Below are 19,330 nucleotides of genomic sequence, written 5' to 3'. Positions count from 1 at the left end.
CAGGAACCCTATTTCATGAACTCCACCCTCTGCCTGTTGCTTGCGAGCCTGATGACCAGCACCGCTACCGCCGCCACCCCGCCCGTTCCGCCGGATGCCGAGAAGCGTCCGCACGTGGTCAAGGCGCCGTTCGGCGCGACCCGCAACGACGACTATTACTGGCTGCGCGATGACAAGCGCGAGGACAAGGCCATGCTGGCCTATCTGCAGGCCGAGAATGCCTACGCCGACCAGCTGCTGGCACCGTTGAAGCCGCTGGAAGACACGCTGTACAAGGAGATCGTCGGCCGCATCAAGCAGGACGATGCCAGCGTGCCGGCGCGCGAGCGCGGTTACTGGTACTACAGCCGCTACGAGACCGGCCAGGACTATCCGATCCACGCGCGCCGCAAGGGCAGCATGGAGGCGGCCGAGGAAATCCTGCTGGACGTCAACACGATGGCCGCGGGCAAGGGCTACTTCAGTGTCGGCGCGATGGATGTCAGCCAGGACAACCAGCTGCTGGCGTGGGCCGATGATGACGTGGGCCGCCGCCAGTACACGATCCGTTTCAAGGACCTGCGCACCGGCCAGGTGCTGCCGGATGTGATCACCGGCAGTTCGGGCGACCTGGTCTGGGCCGACGACAACCGCACCGTGCTGTACGTCGAGAACGACCCGGAAACGCTGCTGACCGTGCGCGTCAAGAAGCACGTGCTGGGCACCCCGGCCAGCGCCGACACCGTCGTCTACGAAGAGAAGGACGACAGCTTCTACATGGGCATCGGCCGCACCCGCGACGATCGCTTCATCACCATCGGCGTGCACAGCACCGTGTCCTCGGAAGAGCGCTATGCGCCGGCCAGCGATCCGACCACGTTCACCGTGCTGGCGCCGCGCCAGCGCGACGTCGAATACGATGCCGACCACTACGACGGCCGCTGGGTGATCCGCACCAACGATGGCGCGAAGAATTTCAAACTGGTCACTGCACCGACCGATGCCAGCTCGCGCGCGCAGTGGAAAGATTGGATCGCCCACGACGATACGGTGTTCATCGAAGGCTTCGAGCTGTTCGACAGCTACACCGCCATCGCCGAGCGTTCCGAGGGGCTGGAGCGCATCCGCCTGCTGTTCAAGGACGGCCGCAGCGACTACGTGAAGGCCGACGAGCCGGCCTATTCGATGGGCCTGGGCGACAACACCGAGGCCGACACGCCGTGGCTGCGTTACGTCTACACCTCGATGACCACCCCGACCACGGTGTTTGAGCTGAACACCGCCACCGGCGAGCGTCGCCAGCTGAAGGTGCAGCCAGTGATCGGCTATGACGCATCGAAGTACGAAACCGACCGGGTGTGGGTGACCGCGCGCGATGGCGTGAAGGTGCCGGTGTCGCTGGTCTACCGCAAGGGTTACCAGAAGGACGGCAAGGGCGCGCTGTTCCAGTACGCCTACGGCAGCTATGGCATGTCGATGGACCCGTATTTCAACCAGACGGCGGTGAGCCTGCTGGATCGTGGCGTGGTGTATGCCATCGCCCACATCCGCGGTGGCCAGGAAATGGGGCGCGACTGGTACGAGACCGGCAAGCTGCTGCACAAGCAGAACACCTTCAACGACTTCATCGACGTCACCCGCGCGCTGGTGGCACAGGGCTGGGCGGCGAAAGACCGAGTGGCCGCGTCCGGCGGCAGCGCCGGTGGCCTGCTGATGGGTGCGGTGGCCAACCAGGCGCCGCAGGACTACCGGGTGATGGTGGCGCAGGTACCGTTCGTGGACGTGGTCACCACCATGCTCGATCCGACCATCCCGCTGACCACCAACGAATACGACGAATGGGGCAATCCGGAGCAGAAGCCGTACTACGACTACATGCTGTCCTACTCGCCCTACGACAACGTGCAGCAGCAGGCCTATCCGGCGCTGTTCGTGGGTACCGGCCTGTGGGATTCGCAGGTGCAGTACTGGGAACCGGCCAAGTGGGTGGCCAAGCTGCGTGACGACAACACCGGCCATTACCCGATCCTGTTCCGTACCAACATGGAAGCCGGTCACGGCGGCAAGTCGGGGCGCTTCCAGCGCTACCGCGAACTGTCCGAGTCGTACGCGTTCGTGCTGCAGCAGCTGGGCATCGCCCAACCCTGATGTCGAGGGGGTGCCGGGCGTTGCCTGGCACCCCGAACCGTTATCCTTGCGGCCATGAGCCCACCCGGACCACCCGCTCCCCGCGATCCCGCCACGCCGCCGCGCGTGGTGCGATTCCGTTGGGCCTGGTGGCTGCTGGCTTATGTCAGCCTGGGCACCGGCATCGTTGGCATCTTCGTGCCGGGCCTGCCGACCACCGTATTCATCCTGATCTCGGCCTGGGCCGCCTCGCGGGGTTCAGAGCGGCTGCACACCTGGTTGCTGCAGCATCCCCGCTTCGGCCCGGCCATCGCCAACTGGCAGGCACACGGGGCGGTCAGCCGCTACGGCAAGTGGATGGCCACGATCACCATGGCGGTGTGCGCCGGCATCATGCTGTGGTGTGTGCCGATCGCCTGGGTCAAGTGGTTCTCGATCGGCAGCATGACCGTGGTGGCGATCTGGTTGTGGACCCGGCCGCTGCCGCCAAGGCAATGATCGCCCGCCGGATGCGTGGCGCGCCGCCCTGCACCAAACGCTCAGGCGCCAATGGCTATACTCGGGGCATGAAGATCCCCCATCGAAACGTCATCCTGATTCCGCTGGCAGCGGCCTCGCTGCTGTTCCTCGCCGCCTGCGGCAACAAGGGCCCGTTGGTACTGCCGCAGAAGCCGGTGCCGGTGGAAGAGACGGTTGAACCGGCTGCCGAGCCCGCGACCGAGGCGACCCCGGCGCAGACCCAGGGCACTGGCACCCCGGCCACCACCGTGGACCCGGCCGCAGCGACGACCCAGCCAGCGCCTGCGCCGGCGAAGAAGGTGGACGGCGGGAATGAGTAAGGCCGGTTCCAAGGCGCTGCGCTTCAGCAAGATGCATGGTGCAGGCAACGATTTCGTAGTGATCGACCTGCGAGACGGCACCGCGCCACCGACACCCGAACTGGCCGCGCGCCTGGCCGACCGCCATACCGGCGTCGGCTGCGATCAGATCCTGACCATCGAAGCGCCGCGCGCGGAAGGCTCGGTGGCCTCGTACCGTATCTGGAACGCCGACGGCTCCAATTCGGAGCAGTGTGGCAATGGCGCACGCTGCATCGCGGCCTGGCTGGTGCGCGATGGGAGTGCGCAGGGCGACGCGTTCGTCATTGACAGCCCGCTGGCCAGCCACGAAGTGAAGGTACTGGGCGATGGCCAGTTCGCGGTAACCATGGGCGTGCCCGCGTTCGAGCCGACCAATGTACCGCTGATGGGCTTCGCTCACGCGCGCGAGGAGTATCTGCTGCCGTTGCAGGGCGAGAGCGTGCGTTTCGCTGCCGTGTCGATGGGCAATCCGCATGCGGTGATCGAAGTGGGCCTGATCGATGCCGCACCGGTCGAGCGGGTCGGTTCACTGCTGCAGCAGCATGCCTCGTTCCCGCGCTCGGTGAACGTGGGTTTTGCCCAGGTGATGAGCCCGGAGCATGCGCGCCTGCGCGTGTTCGAGCGTGGCGTCGGCGAAACCCTGGCCTGCGGCAGTGGCGCCTGCGCCGCCGCAGTCACCCTGATGCAGCGCGGCCGCCTGCAGCACGATGCATGCATCAGCCTGCCGGGGGGCGACCTGCGCATCCAATGGCCCGGTGATGGCCAGCCGGTGGTGATGGCCGGCCCGACCGCATTCGTCTTCGAAGGGGAGTGGATCGCATGACCGAAACCGTCGACAAGCTCGGGGCCCACGAAGTCGCTGCCTGGTTGCGGCGCCATCCGGGCTTCCTCAAGCAGTTCCCGGACCTGGCGCTGACCCTGGTGGTGCCACGCGACGATGGCCCGACGGCGTCGCTGGCCAGCTACCAGCTGGAAGTGCTGCGCGAGAAGAACCGCGAGCTGGCACGACGGTTGGCCGATCTGGGTGCCACGGCCCAGGTCAATGAACGCCTGGCGGTGCGCACGCACCAGCTGACCCTGGCGCTGATGAAGCAGGACAACGCCGCCGACACCCTGCGTGCGATGGCCGCATCATTGCAGGAAGACTTTGCCGGCGACCTGGTGCGGCTGGTGGTGCACGCGCCGGTGGCCGGTCTGGAGCAGGCCGACTGGCTGCAGGTGATCGCTGCCGATGATCCGCAGTTGGGCCCGTTCCGCGATTGCCTGAAGGACGGCGAGCCGATCTGCGGCCGCCTGCAACCGGAAAAGAACGCCGTGCTGTATGGCGTGCGCAGCGAGGAAGTGCAGACCACCGCATTGCTGCCGCAGCCGGGTGTGGGCCTGATCGCGGTCGGCAGCCACGATCCGAATCGCTTCTACCCGGGCATGGGCACGCTGTTCCTGCGCATGATGGGCGAGGCGTTGGCCACGGCCCTGAAGCGCTTCGCGGACTGAGCAGGACACGCTGGCGATGAGCGCGGTACAGGCCTTTCTGCAGCACCTGCAGGTGGAGCGGCGGATGTCGGCGCATACGCTCGATGCCTACCGCCGCGACCTGGATGCGCTGTCGCTGTGGGCAGAGCCGCGTGGCGTGGCGGTGGAGGCACTCGATGCCGACGCCGTGCGCCAGTTTGTCGCCGATGAGCATCGCCGTGGCCTGTCGGCCAAGAGCCTGCAGCGCCGGCTGTCGGCGTGCCGTAGCTTCTATGCCTGGTTGCTCAAGCACGGGCGCATCGAGGCCAGCCCGGCAGCGACGCTGAAGGCGCCGCGCGCGCCGCGACGGTTGCCGCAGGTGCTCGATGCCGATGAAGCCGTGCAGCTGGTCGAACTGGAACCGGAGGGCGAGCTTGGGCGTCGCGACCGCGCGCTGCTGGAGCTGTTCTATTCCTCCGGGCTGCGCCTGAGCGAGGTGTGTGCGTTGACCTGGCGCGACCTCGATTTTGCCAGCGGCCTGGTCAACGTGATGGGCAAGGGCAACCGCGAACGCCGGGTGCCGTTCGGGCGGCCGGCGCGTGAAGCGTTGCAGGCATGGCGTGCGGAAAGCGGCGGCGGCCCTGCCACGCCGGTATTCCCCGGCCGCAACGGGCCGATCAGCCAGCGTGCGGTGCAGATCCGTATCCGCCAGCTGGCACAGCGCCAGGGCCTGTTCAAGCACGTGCATCCGCACATGCTGCGGCACAGTTTCGCCAGCCACATCCTGGAATCCTCCGGCGACCTGCGCGGCGTGCAGGAACTGCTGGGGCATGCCGACATCGCCACCACGCAGATCTACACCCACCTGGACTTCCAGCACCTGGCCAAGGTCTACGACGCCGCACATCCGCGCGCCAAACGCCGCCGGTAAGGGCGCCGCGCTTCCGGCATCCGCCGGGCCATGCCCGCCGAGCACAGCGGCGCCGCTGAACGGAAGCCATCCGCGCAGGCTTGATCGCACCCGGCGCTGTCCCCATGTCCCGGGAACAGCTATCGGAGGCCGCATGGACCCCAGTCAGAACCCCAACGTTTTCCACGCCACCACCATCGTCTGCGTCCGCCGCGGCGAGCACGTGGCCATCGCCGGCGACGGCCAGGTCACGCTGGGCCACACCGTGATGAAGGGCAATGCGCGCAAGGTGCGCCGCCTCGGTCGTGATGGCCAGGTGCTGGCCGGCTTCGCCGGTGCCGCCGCCGATGCCTTCACCCTGTTCGAGCTGTTCGAGGCCAAGCTGGAAAAGCACGGCCAGTTGCAGCGCGCTGCAGTCGAACTGGCCAAGGATTGGCGCACCGAGCGCCGCCTGGGCAAGCTTGAAGCCCTGCTGGCGGTCGCCGACAAGGAGACCTCGCTGATCATCAGTGGCACCGGCGATGTGATCGAGCCGGAGGACGGCATCATCGCCATCGGTTCTGGTGGTTCGTATGCCCTGTCCGCCGCCCGCGCGCTGATGGCCCACACCGAGCTGGATGCACGCACCATCGCCAGCGAAGCGATCGGCATCGCCGGCGACATCTGCATCTATACCAACCGCAACGTGGTGGTCGAGGAGCTGTGAGGGTAGTGCCGGCCGCTGGCCGGCAACCTCATGAGCCCCCACACGCATGCCTGGTTGCCGGCCAGCGGCCGGCACTACCGACAACGAATTCGTGAGCACATCCATGTCGAAGATCGAAGTTTCCTCCGCCACCATGACCCCGCGCGAGATCGTGCAGGAACTGGACCGGCACATCGTGGGCCAGCACGACGCCAAGCGCGCGGTGGCCATCGCCCTGCGCAACCGCTGGCGCCGCATGCAACTGGTGCCTGAGCTGCGCAATGAAGTGATGCCGAAGAACATCCTGATGATCGGCCCGACCGGCGTCGGCAAGACCGAGATCGCGCGTCGACTGGCCACGCTGGCCAACGCGCCGTTCGTGAAGGTCGAAGCCACCCGCTTCACCGAAGTCGGCTACGTTGGCAAGGACGTCGAGCAGATCATCCGCGACCTGGCCGATACCGCAGTGAAGCTCTATCGCGAACAGGCCAAGGTGCGCGTGCGTACCCAGGCCGAAGAGCGCGCCGAAGACCGCATCCTCGATGCGCTGCTGCCGCGTCGCAGCGGCGGTATCGGTTTCGATCCGGAAGTGGCGCGCAACGAGCCGTCCGCGCAGGACAACGAGACCCGCATCAAGTTCCGCAAGATGCTGCGCAACGGTGAACTGGACGAGCGCGAGATCGAGCTGGACCTGGCTGCGAATGTGAGCATGGACATCATGACCCCGCCGGGCATGGAGGAAATGGGCCAGCAGCTGAAGTCGATGTTCGCCAACCTCGGCGGTGGCGCCAAGGCGCACAAGCGCACATTGACCATCAAGGCCGCGCGTCCGCTGCTGATCGAGGAAGAAGCCGGCAAGCTGGTCAACGAGGACGATATCCGCACTGCGGCGATCGAGGCCTGCGAGCAGCACGGCATCGTCTTCATCGACGAGATCGACAAGGTCGCCAAGCGTGGCGATAACGTGGGCGGCGGCGATGTCTCCCGCGAAGGCGTGCAGCGCGACCTGCTGCCGCTGGTGGAAGGCTCCAACGTGTCCACCAAGTACGGCACGATCAAGACTGACCACATCCTGTTCATCGCTTCGGGCGCGTTCCACCTGGCCAAGCCCAGCGATCTGATTCCGGAGCTGCAGGGTCGTTTCCCGATCCGAGTGGAGCTGGGTGCGCTGAGCAAGAACGATTTCGTGCGCATCCTGACCGAGCCGAAGGCCGCGCTGACCAAGCAGTACGAAGCGCTGCTGGCTACCGAAGGCGTCAAGGTCAGCTTCACCGCCGACGCCATCGACCGCCTGGCCGAGATCGCCTTCCAGGTGAACGAGCGCCAGGAGAACATCGGTGCCCGTCGCCTGCACACCGTGCTGGAGCGCCTGCTGGATTCGCTCAGCTACGAGGCACCGGACCGTGATGGTGAAACCCTGGCCATCGACAGCGCCTACGTCGATTCGCATCTGGGGGAGCTGGTACAGGACCCGGACCTGAGCCGCTACATCCTGTAATGCAGAAGGCCGCCGAAAGGCGGCCTTTTCTGTTTGTCCCTTCGCATCCACGCATGGCGTGGATCTACCACGGCAGCGCCGGGCCATGCCCGGCGACCCTCACGCCTCCGGCAACGGCTCGGGCACCGTGCCCGGCACGAACACGCCATCCTTCACGTAGGCGGCCAGGGTCATGTCCAGCGCGAGCATACCGTCGCGCTTGAGATCCATCAGGTCCGGTTCGACCATCGCGCCGTGCAGCACGCCGAGGATGGTCGCGTGCAGCATGCGCGCGGCGATCTTCGGGTCGGCGCCGTCGCGCAGCTGGCCCAGGTCCCTGGCGCGGCGCAGAGCGCGCTCCATCCGTTCCAGCGCATCGCGGAAGCCTGCCTGCTGCAGCTCGGTCAGCACCTTGGTGTCGGCCGAGGCATCGCTGCGCAGCATGATCTCCATGGTTTTGCGCAGACGCTCGTCCTCGGACAGCTCGATGAACGAGTGGATCATCACCGCGCGCAGGTCATGCACCGGGGTGTCGCGCTGGTCGCTGGAGGTGCGCTCCAGTTCCTGCATGAAGGGCAGGTGCACGCGCTCGACGATCGCGGTCAGCACCTCGCTCTTGTTCTTGAAATGCCAGTACACCGCGCCACGGGTATAGCCGGCGCGGGCACCAATCATTTCCAGCGTGGTGCGTGCCACGCCGTGTTCATGGAAGCAGGCTTCGGCGGCGTCAAGGATGCCTTCCCGGGTTGCCTGGGTGTCCTCTTTGGTCTTGCGGGCCATGGGTGGGTACGAGTGCGGGTGAAACGTGGCTGAATTGTACCGGTTTACAAACAAACACGCATGTATGTATATTTCGTTCCCATCATTCCCGTCGTGCGTGTGGCAGGCCCTTTCTGGCTGCCACTCCCCGCCGGTGAGCGTTGCCTGCGCGTGCTTTCGCCTCGTATCAGCGCTTTTTGAGATTCCTTCCCCTAAGAGCCTTTCCGTCATGTTGCTGAGCCGAATCCGACCCATTGCGCTGTCGCTGGCGATCGCCGCGACCGTGGCTGCCTGCGGCGGCCAACCCCAGGCCCCCGAGCAGGGCCCGGGTGACGTCACCGTGGTCACGCTGACATCCGAGACCGTGGGCTTGACCCGCGAGCTGCCCGGCCGCACCAATGCCTTCCTGGTCGCCGAAGTGCGCCCCCAGGTCAACGGCATCGTCGCCAAGCGCCTGTTCACTGAAGGCGGCATGGTCAAGGCCGGCGAGCCGCTGTATCAGATCGAGGATGCCAGCTACCGCGCCCAGGCCAACAGCGCCCGTGCCCAGCTGGCCCGTGCCGAAGCCACCGCCAATGCCGCGCGCCTGAGCGCCAAGCGCATCACCGAGCTGGCCAAGGTCGACGCGGTCAGCCAGCAGGATCTGGAAAACGCCGTGGCCGCGCAGAAGCAGGCCGAGGCCGACGTCGGCGCCGCCAAGGCCTCGCTGGACGCAGCCAACGTGACCCTCGGCTACGCCCGCATCACCGCCCCGATCAGCGGCCGCATCGGCAAGTCCAGCGTCACCCAGGGTGCGCTGGTCAGCGCCGGCCAGGCCACGGCGCTGGCCACCGTGCAGCAGCTGGACCCGATCTACGTCGACCTGACCCAGTCCTCGGCCGAGCTGCTGCAGCTGCGCCGTGAGCTGGCCGCCGGCCGCCTGCAGGACAACCAGACGCTGCCGGTCAGCATCCTGATGGAAGACGGCAGCACCTTCGAGCACAAGGGCTCGCTGGAGTTCTCCGAAGTCAGCGTCGATCCGGCCACCGGCAGCTTCGCCCTGCGCGTGAAGGTCGACAACCCGGACGGTCTGCTGATGCCGGGCATGTACGTGCGCGCGGTGATCGGCGGCGGCGTGCGCAGCGACGCGGTGCTGGTGCCGATGCAGGGCATCGCCCGCGACCCGAAGGGCGACACCACGGCGATGGTGGTCGGCAAGGACAGCAAGGTCGAAGTGCGACCGGTCAAGGTCAGCCGCACGGTCGGTGACAAGTGGCTGGTCGAGGACGGCCTGAAGGCCGGCGACAAGGTCATCGTCGAAGGCCTGCAGAAGATCGGCCCCGGCATGCCGGTCAAGGCCACCGAGAAGGGCGCCGCTCCGGCCAAGCCGGACGCCGCCGCCCAGCCTGCCGCTCCGGCCGGCGACGCGAAGTAAGCGGAGAACCCCATGGCACGCTTTTTCATCGATCGACCCATCTTCGCGTGGGTCATCGCCATCATCATCATGCTCGCTGGCGGCCTGGCCCTGTTCAAGCTGCCGGTCTCGATGTACCCCAACGTTGCACCGCCGGCGGTGGAAATCAGCGCCACCTACCCGGGTGCATCGGCCAAGGTGGTCGAGGACTCGGTGACGCAGATCATCGAGCAGAACATGAAGGGCCTTGATGGCCTGATCTACTTCTCCTCCAACAGCTCGTCCAATGGCCAGGCCACCATCACCCTGACCTTCGAGAGCGGCACCAACCCGGACATTGCCCAGGTGCAGGTGCAGAACAAGCTGCAGCTGGCGATGCCGCTGCTGCCGCAGGAAGTGCAGCGGCAGGGCATCAACGTGGCCAAGTCCAGCTCGGGCTTCCTGAACGTGATCGCGTTCGTGTCCGAGAATGGCAGCATGGACGCCAACGACATCGCCGACTACGTCGGCTCCAATGTCGTTGACCGTCTGAGCCGCGTGCCGGGCGTGGGCAACATCCAGGTGTTCGGTGGCAAGTACGCCATGCGCATCTGGCTGGACCCGAACAAGCTGCATACCTATGGCCTGTCCGTTGCCGAAGTGACTGCGGCAGTCAAGGCACAGAACGCGCAGGTGGCGATCGGCCAGCTCGGCGGTGCGCCGTCGGTGAAGGGCCAGCAGCTCAACGCCACCATCAATGCGCAGTCGCGCCTGCAGACCCCGGAACAGTTCCGCAACATCATCGTGCGCGGCGCGCAGGACGGTGCCGAACTTCGCCTGGGCGACGTCGCCCGCGTTGAACTGGGTGCTGAGTCCTACGACTTCGTCACCCGCTACAACGGCCAGCCGGCCAGCGGCCTGGCCGTCACCCTGGCCACCGGCGCCAACGCGCTGGATACCGCCGCCGGCGTGGACGCCGCGCTGGAGGACATGAAGAGCTTCTTCCCGGCCGGGTTGAAGGCGGAAATCCCGTACGACACCACTCCGTTCGTGCGCGTGTCGATCAAGGGCGTGGTGCAGACCCTGATCGAAGCGATCGTGCTGGTGTTCGTGGTGATGTACCTGTTCCTGCAGAACTTCCGCGCCACCCTGATCCCGACCATCGCCGTGCCGGTGGTGCTGCTGGGTACCTTCGGCGTGCTGTCGGTGCTGGGCTTCTCGGTGAACATGCTGACCATGTTCGCGATGGTGCTGGCGATCGGTCTGCTGGTGGACGATGCCATCGTGGTGGTGGAGAACGTCGAGCGCATCATGTCCGAGGAAGGACTGTCGCCGCTGGAAGCGACCCGCAAGTCCATGGGCCAGATCACCGGTGCGCTGGTGGGCATCGGCCTGGTGCTGTCGGCGGTGTTCGTGCCGATGGCCTTCATGAGCGGCTCCACTGGCGTGATCTACCGGCAGTTCTCGGCGACGATCGTATCGGCGATGGCGTTGTCGGTGCTGGTGGCCATCGTGCTGACCCCGGCACTGTGCGCGACCATGCTCAAGCCGCTGAAGAAGGGTGAGCACCATGTTGCCCATCGCGGTCTGGCCGGTCGCTTCTTCAATGGTTTCAACCGCGGCTTCGACCGCACCAGCGACAGCTACCAGCGTGGCGTGCGCGGCATCATCCACCGCCCGTGGCGTTTCATGGGCATCGTGGCGGCGCTGTTCGTGCTGATGGGCGTGCTGTTCGTGCGCCTGCCCAGCTCGTTCCTGCCCAATGAAGACCAGGGCGTGTTGATGGCGCTGGTGCAGGCACCGGTCGGTGCCACCCAGGAACGCACGCTGGAATCGATCCAGGCACTGGAAAACCACTTCCTGCAGAACGAAAAGGACGCGGTGGACTCGGTGTTCTCGGTGCAGGGCTTCAGCTTCGCCGGCATGGGCCAGAACGCGGGCATGGCCTTCGTCAAGCTGAAGGACTGGAGCGAGCGTGACGCCAACAATGGCGTGATGCCGATCACCGGGCGCGCGATGGCGGCACTGGGACAGATCAAGGACGCCTTCATCTTCGCCTTCCCGCCGCCGGCCATTCCGGAACTGGGTACCGCCTCGGGCTATACCTTCTTCCTGAAGGACAACAGTGGCCAGGGTCACGAGGCCCTGGTGGCCGCGCGCAACCAGCTGCTCGGCCTCGCCGCCGGCAGCAAGAAGCTGGCCAACGTGCGCCCGAACGGCCAGGAGGACACGCCGCAGTTCCGTATCGATATCGATGCGGCCAAGGCGACCTCGCTGGGGCTGTCGATCGACCAGATCAACGGCACGCTGGCTGCCGCGTGGGGCAGCTCGTACATCGATGACTTCGTCGATCGCGGCCGCGTCAAGCGTGTGTTCGTGCAGGCCGACCAGCCGTTCCGCATGGTGCCGGAGGACTTCGATCTCTGGTCGGTGAAGAACGACAAGGGCGAGATGGTGCCGTTCAGCGCGTTCGCCAGCAAGCGCTGGGATTACGGTTCGCCGCGCCTGGAACGCTACAACGGTGTGTCGGCGATGGAAATCCAGGGTGAACCGGCCCCGGGTATTGCCTCTGGTGATGCCATGGCCGAGATCGAGCAGCTGGCCAAGCAGCTGCCGGCGGGCTTCGGTATCGAATGGACGGCGATGTCCTACCAGGAACGCCAGGCCGGTTCGCAGACGCCGCTGCTGTACACGCTGTCGCTGATGATCGTGTTCCTGTGCCTGGCCGCGATGTACGAAAGCTGGAGCGTGCCGACCGCAGTGCTGCTGGCAGCTCCGCTGGGCATCCTCGGCGCGGTGCTGGCCAACACCTTCAAGGGCCTGGAACGTGACATCTACTTCCAGGTGGCGATGCTGACCACGGTGGGCCTGACCAGCAAGAACGCGATCCTGATCGTCGAGTTCGCCAAGGAGAACCTGGAGAAGGGCGCCAGCCTGATCGAGTCGATCATGCACGCCGTGCGCGACCGCTTGCGCCCGATCGTGATGACCTCGCTGGCCTTTGGCATGGGCGTGGTACCGCTGGCGATCTCCACCGGTGCCGGTTCCGGCGCCAAGCAGGCGATCGGCACCGGCGTGCTCGGCGGCATGATCGTCGGCACCGTGCTCGGCGTGTTCTTCGTGCCGCTGTTCTTCGTGGTGGTGCAGCGCCTGTTCAAGCGCAAGTCCTCGACGTAAGCGAATCGGTAGTGCCGGCCGCTGGCCGGCATTACCTCCTGCCATCTGGCAGTACCGATGGAAGTCATCCCCATGAAAAGTACATCCCTGTTCCTTTCCATTGCCACCGCGCTCGCGCTGGCCGGCTGCTCCACCCTGGCGCCGAAGAACACCGCGGTCGCCCCCGCGATTCCGGCGCAGTGGCCGGCCGAGGCCGCGCAGGGCCAGGTGGCCGATGTCGCCGCCGTCGGCTGGCGCGATTTCTTCACCGATGCGCGCCTGCAGCAGGTGATCGAGCAGTCGCTGCAGAACAATCGTGACCTGCGCGTGGCCGTGCTCAACGTGGAACGCGCGCGGGGCCAGTACCGCGTGCAGCGCGCCGACCGCGTACCCGGCGTCGGCGTCACCGGGCAGATGCAGCGCCAGGGCACCGATGCGGGCGTCACCGAACAGTTCAGCGCCGGTGTCGGCGTGGCCGAGTTCGAGCTGGACCTGTTTGGTCGCGTGCGCAACCTCAGCGAGGCTGCGTTGCAGCAGTATTTCGCCGTGGCCGCGAACCGGCGCAATGCGCAGCTGAGTCTGGTGGCCGAGACCGCCACCGCCTGGCTGACCTATGGTGCCGACGCACAGCAGCTGAAGATTGCCGAAGCGACGCTGAAGACCTACGAGGATTCGTTGCGCCTGGCCGAAGCCCGCCACGAGCGCGGCGGCAGTTCGGCGCTGGAGTTGACCCAGACCCGCGCCCTGGTTGAAACCGCGCGCAGCGATGCCGCACGCCTGCGCGGCCAACTGGCCAAGGACCGCAATGCGTTGGCGTTGCTCGCCGGTGGCCAGCTCGATCCGGCGCTGCTGCCGGACAGCATCGAGCCGCAGCTGCTCGCGCTGGCACCGCCGCCGGCGGGCCTGCCCAGTGACGTGCTGCTGCAGCGCCCGGACATCATGGCCGCCGAACACCAGCTGCTGGCGGCCAACGCCAACATCGGTGCAGCACGCGCGGCATTCTTCCCGAGCATCTCGCTGACCGGCAGCATCGGCAGCGGCTCAACCGAGCTGTCCAACCTGTTCGACAGCGGTACCCGCGTGTGGAGCTTCCTGCCGAAGATCACCCTGCCGATCTTCCAGGGCGGCAAGCTGCGCGCCAACCTGGCCATCGCCAATGCTGATCGTGATATCGCGTTGGCGCAGTACGAGAAGGCGATCCAGGTGGGCTTCCGCGAGACCGCCGATGCGTTGGCGCTGAATGTCAGCCTGGATGAGCAGGTGAGCGCACAAGGGCGCCTGGTGGACGCGGCCGAGCAGGCCAACCGTCTGTCGCAGGCCCGCTATGACGCCGGCCTGGACAGTTTCGTCACCCTGCTTGATGCACGGCGTACCGCCTACAGCGCGCAGCAGACGCAGCTGCAGGCGCAGCTGGCCCAGCAGGCCAACCGCATCAGCCTGTACAAGGTGCTGGGCGGCGGCTGGCACGAGCGCAGCTGAGCGGCACTTCTGGTAGGTGCCAACCTTGGTTGGCACGGATGCGCCAGCGCCGCCGGCTGGCCCTGTGCCAACCAAGGTTGGCACCTACCAGGGGCAGGTCAGGAATGTCGTGGAGCTGGCCGGATTGGCGCTGCCGTCAGACCGCTTCATCGTCGCGACGCGTGGTGTGGCAGGCGCGGACACGTGCCAGCGCGTCTCCCGCTTCGCGTGCCATCTGCTCGTATTCGGCGCGGATCTCCTCCAGCCGCTGTTCGTCTATCTCTTCCAGGTCCAGCAGTTCGTTGTTGGCCTCGGCGGTGGCGCGGATCAACTCGTCCAGTTTGATCTGCATCGCGGCAGTGTCCGCGTTCTGCGTGTGCTGGATCAGGAACACCATCAGGAAGGTGATGATGGTGGTGCCGGTATTGATCACCAGCTGCCAGGTATCGTTGAAATTGAACAGTGGGCCGGTCACGCCCCAGACCACGACGATCGCCACCGCGGCCAGGAACGTCCATGGCGAACCCGTGGCCGTGGCCGACTTCTTGGCGATCGTGTTGAACAGAGTCCGTGCTTTCATCGTCGTCGTTCCACTCCGTTGACGAGGATGATCCGCAGCCGCGTGTGCAGGAGCCGTGCAGCCGCCAGGGTGGTTCAGGCGCGCAGACGCGGGGCGTCCTGCAGGCGCACCGGGCTGGTCTGGTAGACGTGTTGCCAGCAGCGGTCGACGAATTCGCGGGCCTGGGCTTCACTCAGCCGCGGCATGATCTGCAGGGCGTACTGGGTCTGGAACATCTCATCGCGCTGCGCATTGCTGGCGCGCGGCTGGGTGATCAGCGAATCGCAGGCGAACTTGATCCACGGCACATAGGAGCCGAACGAGTTGTGGGGCAGCGCACCGTCGGCATGCTGACGGCGCCAGTGGTCAAGCTCGGCGTCGACATTGATGACCGGGGGAATGGTGGGGACTTCAGCGTGCATGTCGATCCAATCGGTTGAAGAGGAGGGAGTGGGGGTTCATCGCAGTGTGGCGTATGCGCCGGTGCATGCCGTGTCAGCGCGGTGTGCAGCCGGTGTTGCGATTGCCTATCAACTGCGCATGCTCGACGGCACCCAGCGCTTCGGCCATGTCGGCCATCGCGTTGCACAGGTGCACGTGGTCAAAGGCGTGGTTATTGGCCAGTTCCAGCTGCAGGCCCTGGTAGGCGGCCCAGAACAGCACACCGCGCCGATGCAGCGCGTACTGCTGTTGCAGGCGCTCACGGATGGCATCGAGGATCGGGTCGGGCGCGGGACATAGGGCGTGCGCGCACATGGTTGGCTCCGCCGGGAAAGGGGGGGCCCGGTAACCCCACCCTAGGCGCGCCGGCCGGGTGGGGTGTTACCGCGATGTATGCACGCCGGGTCTCTGACTGTGCACGGGTTCACGGCGAGTACCGCAAACGCCGCCGGCATAAGGGTGTGCCGGCACTGAAGCATTCATTAAGCGGGTTCAACAGGAGACTGCGCGGTGCTCATTCACCGATGTCTTCGTTCCAGATCTCCGGATGCTGCGCAATGAAGCCACCCAGCAGGTCGACGCATTCCTGGCTGTCCAGATCGATCACATTGACGCCGTTTCCGCGCAGCCAGTCGATGCCACCCTGGAAGGTGCGCGATTCGCCGACCACCACGGTGCCGATGTTGAACTGGCGCACCAGGCCCGAGCAGTACCAGCACGGGGCCAGAGTGGTGACCATGATGGTGTCCTGGTAGCGGCGCTGGCGGCCGGCCTTGCGGAAGGCATCGGTTTCGCCGTGCACGGACGGGTCGCCTTCCTGCACGCGGCGGTTGTGGCCACAGCCCAGCAGGCGGCCATCGTTGTGGTACAGCGCCGCGCCGATCGGCACGCCGCCCTCGGCCAGGCCCTGGCGGGCTTCGGCGATGGCGGTCTGCAGCAGGGCCTGGTAGTCGGGCGTGGTGATCATGCGGGGCTCCGGTAAGTCATGGGCCGCCATGATAATGCGCCGTTCCCCCGCCGCGGCCCCGGCGGTGCGATAATCGGGCCCATGAGCGAATCCCCCTACAAATCCGGTACCACCCATTTCGGGTTCCGCGACGTTGACACCAAGGACAAGCAGAAGCTGGTCGGCCAGGTGTTCACGTCGGTCGCGCGCAACTACGACCTGATGAACGACCTGATGAGCATGGGCGTGCACCGGGTATGGAAGCGCTACTACGTGGCCACCGCGCAGGTGAAGCCGGGCGACCGCGTGCTCGACCTGGCCGGTGGTACCGGCGATATCGCCGCCCTGCTGAAGGAACGCGTCGGCGCCGAAGGTTCGGTGGTGCTGGGCGACATCAACGCCGGCATGCTGTCGGTCGGCCGTGACCGCCTGACCAACCGCGGCCTGGTGCTCGGCCTGGACTACGTGCAGTGCAACGCCGAAGCCCTGCCGTTCCCGGACAACAGCTTCGACCTGGTCACGATCGCCTTCGGCCTGCGCAACGTGACCGACAAGGACGCCGGCCTGCGCGAGATGTACCGCGTGCTGAAGGTGGGCGGTCAGGCCCGCGTGCTGGAGTTCTCCGAAGTCACTGCGGACTGGTTCAAGCCGATCTACGACTTCCACTCGTTCAGGATCCTGCCCAAGCTGGGCAAGTTGTTCGCCAACGATTCGGACAGCTACCAGTACCTGGCCGAGAGCATCCGGAAGCACCCGCCGCAGGAAGAACTGAAGGCGATGATGGGGCAGGCCGGGTTCGAGCGCTGCCACTACAAGAACCTGACCGGCGGGATCGTCTCGATCCACTCCGGTTACAAGCTGTAAGCGCTGGACGGGGGAAACCCCGGTATCTGCCCTGGTGGGTGCCAACCTTGGTTGGCACAGCGCAGGCCGCGAGCGATGAAAGATCCGTGCCAACCAAGGTTGGCACCTACCGGTAGAAGCCGACTATGGTTGGCCCACCTTGACCGGTATTTGCCGTGGTGGGTGCCGACCTTGGTCGGCACCGGCCTGCCGCGAGCAATGAAGGATCCGTGCCAACCAAGGTTGGCACCCACCAAGGCGCGGCGCCTTCGCTTCCGCCGCATTACCCCGCACCGCGCAACGCCTGCGGGGCCGGAGGGAGGTACCATTGGGGTTTGATCCCCGTAACGGTCCCGATTCATGCGCAATCCGCTGATGCTCCTTCCGCTGGCCGTGGCCCTGGCCGCTGGCTGCTCCCAGGAGGCGGCCGCGCCCGCCGCCGCCCCGACTGCTGCAAAGGCCCCCGCCGCCCCCGTGAACGCCGAGAACCGCAGCCACGACGAAAGCTCGTACGCCGAGCCGGACAAGGTCGTCATCAAGGACATCGCGCTGGATCTGAAGCTGGACTTCGACCAGAAGCAGATCGGCGGCACCGCCACTTACACCCTGGAGTGGAAGCAGAAGGACGCAAAGCAGCTGGTGCTCGACACCCGTGAGCTGAGCGTGTCCAAGGTCGAGGCTGTCGCCGCCGACGGCGCGCGCAGCGCGCTGAAATTCGAGCTGGCCCCGGTCGACAAGGTGTTTGGCAGCAAGCTGACCATCGATGCCCCGGAACAGCCGGCCAAGGTGGAAGTGACCTACCACACCGCACCGACCGCCTCGGGCCTGCAGTGGCTGGCGCCGTCGATGACCGAGGGCAAGAAGCTGCCCTTCATGTTCAGCCAGTCGCAGGCCATCCACGCCCGTTCGTGGGTGCCGCTGCAGGACACTCCGAGCGTGCGCTTCACCTACAGCGCGCATGTGGTCTCGCGCCCGGACGTGATGGTGCTGATGAGCGCCGACAACGATCCGAAGGCCGCGCGTGACGGTGACTACACCTTCAAGATGCCGCAGCCGATTCCGTCCTACCTGCTGGCCATCGCCGCCGGCGACCTGGTATTCGAGCCGATCTCCGGCCGCTCAGGCGTGTGGGCCGAGCCGACCATGGTCAACAAGGCCGCCAAGGAATTCGAAGACACCGAGAAGATGATCGGTGCCGCCGAGAAGTTGTACGGCCAATACCGCTGGGGCCGCTACGACATGCTGGTGCTGCCGCCGTCGTTCCCGTTCGGCGGCATGGAGAATCCGCGCCTGACCTTCGCCACCCCGACCGTGATCGTCGGCGACAAGTCGCTGGTCTCGCTGGTCGCCCACGAACTGGCGCACAGCTGGTCGGGCAACCTGGTGACCAACGCCAGCTGGAAGGACATCTGGCTCAATGAAGGCTTCACCACCTACGTCCAGGGCCGCATCACCGAAGCCCTGTACGGCAAGGAGATGGCCGAGATGGAGAAGCAGATCGACCAGACCGACCTGCTGGCCGAAGTGAAGGACATGAGCCCGGCCGACCAGGCGCTGGCGCTGCCGCCGCTGAACGAGCGTGACCCCGACGAAGCCTTGAGCCAGGTCGCCTACGTGAAGGGTTCGTGGTTCCTGGAATTCCTGGAACAGCGCTTCGGTCGCGAGACCTTCGATCCGTTCCTGCGCGGCTGGTTCGATGACCATGCCTTCCAGAGCGCGAACACCGACCAGTTCGTCGACTACTTGAAGAAGAACCTGCTGCCGAAGAACCCGTCGGCGGTGACCGAGGCCGAACTGAAGGCCTGGCTGGACGAGCCGGGCATTCCGGCGTTCGCCACCAAGGCACAGTCCCGCAACTTCAGCAGCGTCGATACCGCGCGCATCGCCTTTGCCAGTGCCGGTACCGTGCCGAGCGGCCAGGTCATCGCCGATTGGAGCACGCAGGAATGGGTGCGCTTCATCGACGGCCTGGGTGCCACCCAGCCGCTGGACAAGCTGGCCACGCTGGACAAGGCGTTCCACTTCACCGGCACCCCGAATGGCGAGATCGCCATGCGCTGGTATCCGCTGGCGATCCGCAGCGGCTACGAGCAGGCCAATGACGGCGCTGCGGCGTTCATCGAGCGCGTTGGTCGTCGCAAGCTGATCCTGCCGATCTACGCCGAACTGGTGAAGACCCCGAAGGGGCTGGAGCTGGCCAAGCAGGCCTTCGAGAAGGCCAAGCCGGGCTATCACCCGATCACCACCGCCTCGGTGCAGGACATGCTGGCCAAGGCTGAAGCCAAGTAAGAAAAAGCGCCGGGCAC

Annotated in this window: 18 protein-coding genes; 13 read left to right on the top strand and 5 right to left on the bottom strand. The window is 66.1% G+C overall.

Features of this window, described 5'->3' with window-relative positions; genetic code table 11:
* The first annotated feature begins 15 nt into the window (after positions 1-15).
* The 8 genes from ABH900_RS18535 to hslU all read left to right on the top strand — a co-directional run bounded on the left by ABH900_RS18535 (position 16) and on the right by hslU (position 7,511).
* On the top strand, positions 16-2,127 hold the full coding sequence (locus ABH900_RS18535) for a S9 family peptidase (RefSeq protein ID WP_429624585.1): 2,112 nt from the start codon (positions 16-18) through the stop codon (positions 2,125-2,127).
* Between the two features lie 54 nt (positions 2,128-2,181).
* Entirely contained in the window at positions 2,182-2,604 is a 423-nt protein-coding gene (locus tag ABH900_RS18530) for a YbaN family protein (RefSeq protein ID WP_429624584.1), read from the top strand.
* Between the two features lie 68 nt (positions 2,605-2,672).
* Complete coding sequence (gene lptM, locus ABH900_RS18525) at positions 2,673-2,945, top strand: LPS translocon maturation chaperone LptM (RefSeq protein ID WP_429624583.1); 273 nt, start codon at positions 2,673-2,675, stop codon at positions 2,943-2,945.
* Positions 2,938-3,789, top strand: a complete 852-nt coding sequence (gene dapF, locus ABH900_RS18520; protein ID WP_429624582.1) for a diaminopimelate epimerase — start codon at positions 2,938-2,940, stop codon at positions 3,787-3,789. Before lptM ends, dapF begins: the two co-directional genes overlap by 8 nt.
* Positions 3,786-4,460: a DUF484 family protein gene (locus tag ABH900_RS18515; RefSeq protein ID WP_429624581.1), complete on the top strand. Its 675-nt coding sequence runs from the start codon at positions 3,786-3,788 to the stop codon at positions 4,458-4,460. Before dapF ends, ABH900_RS18515 begins: the two co-directional genes overlap by 4 nt.
* A 16-nt stretch (positions 4,461-4,476) precedes the next feature.
* The gene (xerC, locus tag ABH900_RS18510) at positions 4,477-5,349 is read left to right on the top strand and encodes a tyrosine recombinase XerC (protein WP_429624580.1); all 873 of its coding nucleotides are present in this window, start codon (positions 4,477-4,479) and stop codon (positions 5,347-5,349) included.
* Between the two features lie 133 nt (positions 5,350-5,482).
* Positions 5,483-6,034 carry an ATP-dependent protease subunit HslV gene (gene hslV / locus ABH900_RS18505; RefSeq protein WP_005411093.1) on the top strand — a complete coding sequence of 184 codons (552 nt, stop codon included), beginning with the start codon at positions 5,483-5,485 and terminating at the stop codon, positions 6,032-6,034.
* Between the two features lie 103 nt (positions 6,035-6,137).
* The gene (gene hslU, locus ABH900_RS18500) at positions 6,138-7,511 is read left to right on the top strand and encodes an ATP-dependent protease ATPase subunit HslU (protein ID WP_429624579.1); all 1,374 of its coding nucleotides are present in this window, start codon (positions 6,138-6,140) and stop codon (positions 7,509-7,511) included.
* Between the two features lie 99 nt (positions 7,512-7,610).
* On the opposite strand, the gene smeT is transcribed toward hslU, so the two are convergent.
* The gene (gene smeT, locus ABH900_RS18495; protein ID WP_429624578.1) at positions 7,611-8,270 is read right to left on the bottom strand and encodes an efflux transporter SmeDEF transcriptional repressor SmeT; all 660 of its coding nucleotides are present in this window, start codon (positions 8,268-8,270) and stop codon (positions 7,611-7,613) included.
* Positions 8,271-8,478: 208 nt separating this feature from the next.
* Between smeT and smeD the strand changes: the two genes are divergently transcribed.
* The 3 genes from smeD to smeF are packed head-to-tail and all read left to right on the top strand — an operon-like array spanning position 8,479 to position 14,256.
* Entirely contained in the window at positions 8,479-9,663 is a 1,185-nt protein-coding gene (gene smeD / locus ABH900_RS18490) for a multidrug efflux RND transporter periplasmic adaptor subunit SmeD (protein ID WP_429624577.1), read from the top strand.
* Between the two features lie 12 nt (positions 9,664-9,675).
* Positions 9,676-12,798 (top strand): multidrug efflux RND transporter permease subunit SmeE, encoded by a 3,123-nt coding sequence (smeE, locus tag ABH900_RS18485; protein WP_429624576.1) that lies wholly within the window; start codon positions 9,676-9,678, stop codon positions 12,796-12,798.
* A 57-nt stretch (positions 12,799-12,855) separates the two neighbouring features.
* Positions 12,856-14,256, top strand: a complete 1,401-nt coding sequence (gene smeF, locus ABH900_RS18480) for a multidrug efflux RND transporter outer membrane subunit SmeF (RefSeq protein WP_429624575.1) — start codon at positions 12,856-12,858, stop codon at positions 14,254-14,256.
* 136 nt (positions 14,257-14,392) lie between these two features.
* Here the strand turns inward: smeF and ABH900_RS18475 are convergent, their stop codons facing one another.
* The 4 genes from ABH900_RS18475 to ABH900_RS18460 all read right to left on the bottom strand — a co-directional run bounded on the left by ABH900_RS18475 (position 14,393) and on the right by ABH900_RS18460 (position 16,202).
* A complete protein-coding gene (locus ABH900_RS18475) occupies positions 14,393-14,815 on the bottom strand; it encodes a low affinity iron permease family protein (RefSeq protein WP_429624574.1) in 423 nt (140 codons plus the stop codon).
* A 74-nt stretch (positions 14,816-14,889) separates the two neighbouring features.
* Complete coding sequence (locus ABH900_RS18470) at positions 14,890-15,216, bottom strand: hypothetical protein (protein WP_014038526.1); 327 nt, start codon at positions 15,214-15,216, stop codon at positions 14,890-14,892.
* 73 nt (positions 15,217-15,289) lie between these two features.
* Positions 15,290-15,550: a hypothetical protein gene (locus tag ABH900_RS18465; protein WP_429624573.1), complete on the bottom strand. Its 261-nt coding sequence runs from the start codon at positions 15,548-15,550 to the stop codon at positions 15,290-15,292.
* Positions 15,551-15,749: 199 nt separating this feature from the next.
* Complete coding sequence (locus tag ABH900_RS18460) at positions 15,750-16,202, bottom strand: nucleoside deaminase (RefSeq protein ID WP_107231974.1); 453 nt, start codon at positions 16,200-16,202, stop codon at positions 15,750-15,752.
* A gap of 81 nt (positions 16,203-16,283) precedes the next feature.
* Between ABH900_RS18460 and ubiE the strand changes: the two genes are divergently transcribed.
* Positions 16,284-17,045, top strand: coding sequence for a bifunctional demethylmenaquinone methyltransferase/2-methoxy-6-polyprenyl-1,4-benzoquinol methylase UbiE (ubiE, locus tag ABH900_RS18455; RefSeq protein ID WP_429624572.1), 762 nt, complete (start codon positions 16,284-16,286; stop codon positions 17,043-17,045).
* A 339-nt stretch (positions 17,046-17,384) separates the two neighbouring features.
* Positions 17,385-19,313, top strand: coding sequence for a M1 family metallopeptidase (locus ABH900_RS18450; protein ID WP_429624571.1), 1,929 nt, complete (start codon positions 17,385-17,387; stop codon positions 19,311-19,313).
* Positions 19,314-19,330 lie beyond the last annotated feature (17 nt).

Origin of the sequence: Stenotrophomonas sp. AN71, assembly GCF_050435725.1 — a bacterium.
Taxonomy (GTDB): domain Bacteria; phylum Pseudomonadota; class Gammaproteobacteria; order Xanthomonadales; family Xanthomonadaceae; genus Stenotrophomonas.
The sequence above is the reverse complement of the archived record's forward strand: the minus strand, read 5'-3'. Positions and strand labels throughout refer to the sequence as shown.